Annotated in this window: 6 protein-coding genes; 3 read left to right on the top strand and 3 right to left on the bottom strand. The window is 68.8% G+C overall.

The features are described 5' to 3' along the window. Positions 1-560, bottom strand: a 560-nt coding sequence (locus ACLP25_RS04335; RefSeq protein WP_442468000.1) for an alpha/beta fold hydrolase, incomplete at its 3' end; no start/stop codon positions are given. Between the two features lie 288 nt (positions 561-848). On the opposite strand from ACLP25_RS04335, the gene ACLP25_RS04330 reads away from it, so the two are divergent. Both ACLP25_RS04330 and ACLP25_RS04325 read left to right on the top strand, forming a co-directional pair. Then, a complete protein-coding gene (locus tag ACLP25_RS04330) occupies positions 849-1,709 on the top strand; it encodes a protein-L-isoaspartate O-methyltransferase family protein (protein ID WP_442467999.1) in 861 nt (286 codons plus the stop codon). A 224-nt stretch (positions 1,710-1,933) separates the two neighbouring features. Continuing rightward, positions 1,934-2,293, top strand: a complete 360-nt coding sequence (locus ACLP25_RS04325; protein WP_442467998.1) for a hypothetical protein — start codon at positions 1,934-1,936, stop codon at positions 2,291-2,293. 93 nt (positions 2,294-2,386) lie between these two features. Here the strand turns inward: ACLP25_RS04325 and ACLP25_RS04320 are convergent, their stop codons facing one another. Then, entirely contained in the window at positions 2,387-3,271 is an 885-nt protein-coding gene (locus ACLP25_RS04320) for an alpha/beta hydrolase (protein ID WP_442467997.1), read from the bottom strand. Between the two features lie 240 nt (positions 3,272-3,511). Here ACLP25_RS04320 and ACLP25_RS04315 point away from each other — a divergent pair, with 240 nt between their 5' ends. After that, positions 3,512-4,552, top strand: a complete 1,041-nt coding sequence (locus tag ACLP25_RS04315) for an amino acid ABC transporter substrate-binding protein (RefSeq protein WP_442467996.1) — start codon at positions 3,512-3,514, stop codon at positions 4,550-4,552. Between the two features lie 81 nt (positions 4,553-4,633). Here ACLP25_RS04315 and ACLP25_RS04310 read toward each other — a convergent pair. Then, positions 4,634-5,185 (bottom strand): TIR domain-containing protein (locus ACLP25_RS04310; RefSeq protein WP_442467995.1); only part of this gene is annotated, 552 nt, incomplete at its 5' end.

Here is a 5,185-nt window from a genome sequence, read left to right as displayed (position 1 = left end):
ATCATGCCCTGCAGCCAGAACGAATCGCGCAGGCCCTCGCTGACCTTCGCGCCCGGCCGGTTGAAGCCGTAGAACGTCGTCGGCAGCTCCTTGAAGAATTGCGAGCGGTCGGCGGCAACGGCCTTGCGCATGCCGTCGAAGACCTCGATCGGCAGGCCGCCGGGATAGGCCTTGGTCTTCACCATGATCGGCGGCACCGCGCCGATCAGCACGAGCTTGGCGACGCGGTGGAGCCCGTGGCGCGCGACGTAGCGCACGGCCTCGCCGCCGCCGGTCGAATGACCGACATGGATCGCGTCGCGCAGGTTCAAGTGGCCCGCGAGGTCGGCGAGATCGTTGGCGTAATGATCCATGTCGTTGCCGTCCCACGGCTGGCTCGACCGCCCGTGGCCGCGCCGGTCGTGGGCGATGCAGCGGTAGCCGTGGTCGGCCAGATACATCATTTGGTCCTCGAAGGCGTCGCTGGTCAGCGGCCAGCCGTGACTGAAAACGACGGGCTGCCCCTGGCACGTGTCGTTGTAGAAAATCTGGGTTCCGTCGCGCGTGGTGATCGTCGGCATGTCGTTCTCCTCAATCGGGGGGCGTCGCCAGGGGCGGTACGCGGCTTCCCGTCTTCCATGTAAGGCGCTGCGTTCTAGCACATTGAGCGGGACGTCCGCCTTTTGAAATTCTCTTGATGCCCCACGCGGGGCGCTTGCCGAAGCTTGCCGACTTTGTCCTTGCCGAAATTGCGTTCGAGGCGACAAACTCCTGCGGCGCACGTTTTTTCGCGGATGCGCGAGGCGAAGGCGCCGCCGCAAACCGGGGCGCGATCGGCGCGGCCTCAAGGCGCCATGTCGGGAGCGTGTATGCCGGACCGTTCGCTCAGACTGCGCAGGGACTACGCCGCACGGATCATGCGGCTCGCCGGCGTCGCCGATCCCCGCCTGGAGGCGGCCTTCGCCGCCGTGCCGCGAGAGGACTTTTCCGGCCCTCCGCCGTGGCATGTGTCCAGCGGCTTTTTCGGCCTTTCGGGCGGCAATCGCGACGTAGCGAGCCTCTACGATGACGTGCTGGTCGCGATCGACGCCCGCCGCGGGATCAACAACGGCCAGCCGTCGCTGCACGCGGCGGCGATAGCATCGCTTGCGATCCGCGAGGGCGAGACGGTCGTGCAGATCGGGGCGGGGGCGGGCTATTACACCGCCATTCTCGCCCGCCTCGCCGGCCCGACGGGCAAGGTCTTCGCCTACGAGATCGAGGCCGACATCGCCGAGCGCGCGCGGACGAATCTCGAGGGCTCTCCCCAGGTCGAGGTGCGCGCGGCCTCGGGCGTGGCGGAGGATCTGCCGAGGGCTGACGCGATCTACGTCAACGCCGCGGCGTCCCACCCGGTCCGCGCCTGGCTCGACGCGCTGAACCCGGGCGGACGGCTCCTGTTTCCGCTGCACGCGGCGCGCTCGTCCGGCGCCATGCTCTTGATCACCCGGCCTCGGCAGGAGAGCGACGCCTGGCCGGCGAAGCTCACGAGCGGCGTCGTGTTCATCGCCTGCGAGGGCGCCCAGGACCCGGAGATCGGACGACGGCTCGACGAGGCGTTCCGGCGCGGCGGAGCGCACCGGGTGCGCTGGCTCCGATTCGGACCCGCCGCCGCGGACGACGTCTGGCTGCAAGGCGATGGCTGGGCGCTGACGGTCGAGCCGGCGGACCACAGACCGGTCACGGCGTGACCCGGCCCGGGTCTCGTGTGACGCTGCGCCTCCGGCGACAAAGTGTCGCATTGCCTGACAGAAAAGCCTTCCCTAGCGTGGTTAACTTGAGGTATGCTGCGCGCGGTGCAACGTCCGACAAGCGCAGCCCCAATTGGGGGCCGTCGCCCAATCCGTGAGAAATCGGGGGCGGGCCAGCAAGTGTATGCGTCCAGGGCTGGGAGGACGTACGAGGAGGAGCGGCCGTGATTGACAATCATATCCTGTACGAGCGTTATGGAACGACACGCACCCTGTGCGAGTTCGTCACCGATATCGCCTACGCGATGGAGGCCAGCGGCGGCCTGAACGACGGACTCAGCGACCGGATGGACGAACTGGTCGCGCCGGTTCGCTCGGCGCGCGATTGGCTGTGGCATGTCGGCCAGTTGATGACCCAGATGAAGCCGCTGCCGTCCGACTTCGGCAACGGGCTCGACCGCGCCGAGGAGCGGGCGCTGGACGCCCTGCCGAAGCTCAAGGCGCTGATCGGCGAGGCTTGCGACACGCTCGCCGAGGCCAACGCCCCCTCCGTCGCGGCGGAGCGCGCCACGGCGCTCGCGTAGGGCGAGGCCGAAAGGGCTGCGCTGCGAGCCGGGCCGTCGGCCATTCTCCCCCGCATCGCGGGGAGGAGACGCGAGCGTTCAAACGATACAGCGTCAGACGCGCTCTCGAACGAACGCGCCGAGATGGGCCAGCGCCTGTCGGCCGGGCTCGAGGCGCGCGTTCCAAAGCGGCCACGCGTGGATCATGCGCGGCCAGATTTCCAGCGTGACGGCGACACGGGCCGCGCCGGCGGCTTCGGCGAAGCGCGTTGCGTCGGCAAGCAGCGTTTCCTCCGAGCCGACCTGCACGAGAAGCGGCGGAAGCCCGGCCAGGTTCGCGAACAATGGGGAAAGGCGCGGGTCCCTGCGGTCCGTCCCGGCCGGTACGTAAGCCGCGGCCAGCTCTTCGAGGTAGGCCTTGTGGATCAGCGGATCGTCCGCATCCTTGGCGGCCAGCGTGTCGCCCGACATCGTCAGATCCGTCCACGGCGAAACGAGCCAGGCGCAGGCGGGAAGCGCTTCGCCCGCTTCGCGCAAATGGAGCAAGAGGGCGAGGGTCAGCCCTGCGCCAGCGCTGTCGCCTCCGACCACGATCCGGCCGGCCTCGCAGCCGCTCTCACGCAAGAAGCGCCAAGCGGCGAGGGCGTCCTCGAGCGCGGCGGGATAGGGGTGCTCCGGCGCCAGCCGGTAGCCGACGGCGAGGGTCCGCGCGCCTGAGGCCCGTCCCGCCTCGGTGACCATTCGCCTGTGGCTCACGATCGAGCCCGAGCAATAGCCGCCGCCGTGAAAGAAGAGGAGCGCTTTGGATGGGTCGCTGCCCGGCGCGATGGAGAATTCGCCCGCCGGGCCGCCGGCGTTCACGGCTTCGAGGATGACGTCCTCGGCGACCGGCCAGACCGCGGCGACCTCGTCGAGCCGCGCGCGCCGAGCCGCCCAGCCGACCGGCCGCGGCTTTGAGGTCAGAAGCGCGCGGACGGCGTCGATCTCGCTTTCGGCCATGGGCCCGGCTCCAGGCTGGCGTCGCGCGTCAGCATAGGCGCGCGGAAGGCCCTCGCAAGTCCTGAGCGCGCGCCCTTGCGCGCGGCCGCTGCGAGGTCGCGACGCATCGCGGGGGAGGACAGCGCTCAAACGTTACACCGCAGCGGCACGGTTAGCCATGCTACCCCCCGACTTGCCTGCTGACAGACGCCCCGGCTTCCCGCTAGTGTGGCGGAGGAAAAAACCTCGGCGAGTCACGGCATGGGCAGGCTGCTCGCAACGGCGCTTCGGGGCGGCCTCCGCGTCGTCCTTGCAGCCATCGCGCTTGCGGGCGTCGCGTCCGGCGCGTCCGCGCAGACGCTGGCGGCGGTGAAGGCGCGCGGGGCGCTCGTCTGCGGCGTCAACGAGGGCCTGCCGGGCTTTTCCTATATGGACGAGCGCGGGCAATGGTCGGGCTTCGACGTCGATTTCTGCCGCGCGATCGCGGCCGCGATCTTCAACGACGCCAACAAGGTCCGGCTCGTTCCGCTGTCCGCCGAGGCGCGCTTCCAGGCGCTCAAGGACGGCAAGATCGACGTCCTGTCGCGCAACTCGACCTGGACCATCGGGCGCGAGGTGGCGTACGGGCTCGCGTTCGTGGGCGTCACCTACTACGACGGCCAGGGCTTCATGGCGCCGCGCGCGATGCGCGTCTCCTCGGCGCTCGAACTCGACGGCGCCAGAGTGTGCGTGCTCAGCGGCACGACGACGATCGACAATCTCGCCGACTTCTTCGCCGCCAACCATCTTGCGCTGCAGACGGTCCCCGTCGGGTCGACCGACGAGCTGATCAAGGCTTACGATTCGGGCCTCTGCAACGTCGCGACCAGCGACCTGTCGCAGCTCTACGCGCTGCGGCAGCGGCTCGCGAAGCCGCGCGACCACGTCATTCTTCCCGACGTCATCTCGAAGGAGCCGCTCGGGCCGGTCGTCCGGCAGAACGACCCGAACTGGGTCGAGATCGTGCGCTGGGTCCATTTCGCCATGCTGAACGCCGAGGAGCTCGGCGTCAGCCAGCGCACGCTTGGTGAAGCCATGCGCTCGCAGAAGCCCGAGGTGATGCGGCTCGTCGGAACGGCGGGCGACTTCGGCGAGGATCTCGGCCTCGGCGATTCCTGGGCGGCGAACGTCGTCCGCACGGTCGGCAACTACGGCGAATCGTTCGACCGCAACCTCGGCGTCCATTCGGCCCTCGCCATCCCGCGCGGCCTGAACCAGCTGTGGAACAACGGCGGCATCCAGTACGCCCCGCCGATAAGGTGAGGGGATCCCTTCGCCCCGTGCAACGGGGAGAAGGTGGCGCGGAGCGCCGGATGAGGGGCCGACTCTGCGCAAAAGAGCGCGTCACCCGGAAGCCGCGCCCGGCGGGTCGTCGAAGCCGTATTTGAGGAAGTCTTCGAACGTGCGCGGCGGGAGCGTGTCGGCGAAGAGAGCGAGAATGTCGCCGACGTGGTGGGCGAAGTCCTGCATCAGGCGGAACGCCCGAAAATCGCTTTCGCCGAGCAGGGTCGGGTCCGCGCCTTTCAGCTCGGCGGCCAGCTCGTCGTGTTGCGCGCGCCAGTATTTGGCGTAGCCGAGCCGATCCTTTGGGGTGAAGATGGCGGCGTCGGGCAGCCGATAAAGCCGAACCTTCGCCTTGAATTCCGCCTTGTCCAACCGGCTGTTGCGCCAGATCTCGAACAGCTCGAACATGCAGAACGGCGACTTGAGGTACTTGTCGCTGAGGAAGACGAAGACCCGGTCGCCCTGGCCGATTGCCTTCATGAACTTTGAGATCGAGTCGCCGACCGTCATCGCCGTCTTGTCGCGGATGATCGGCGCGCCTCTCGCCTCCGCGGCGGCGCAGGTTCGGTCGACGTCCTTTTCGCGCTGCGGGTCGGCCGGGTCGTTCCAGGC

Source organism: Roseiarcus sp. (assembly GCF_052145395.1).
In the GTDB taxonomy this organism is placed as follows: Bacteria; Pseudomonadota; Alphaproteobacteria; order Rhizobiales; family Beijerinckiaceae; genus Roseiarcus.
This window is presented reverse-complemented; position numbering and strand designations above follow the sequence as displayed.

Excerpts from the sequence above, each read along its gene's own strand:
- ACLP25_RS04330 (WP_442467999.1), top strand. The coding sequence starts at position 849 with ATGCCGGACCGTTCGCTCAGACTGCGCAGGGACTACGCCGCACGGATC.
- ACLP25_RS04320 (WP_442467997.1), bottom strand. The coding sequence starts at position 3,271 with ATGGCCGAAAGCGAGATCGACGCCGTCCGCGCGCTTCTGACCTCAAAG.
- ACLP25_RS04315 (WP_442467996.1), top strand. The coding sequence starts at position 3,512 with ATGGGCAGGCTGCTCGCAACGGCGCTTCGGGGCGGCCTCCGCGTCGTC.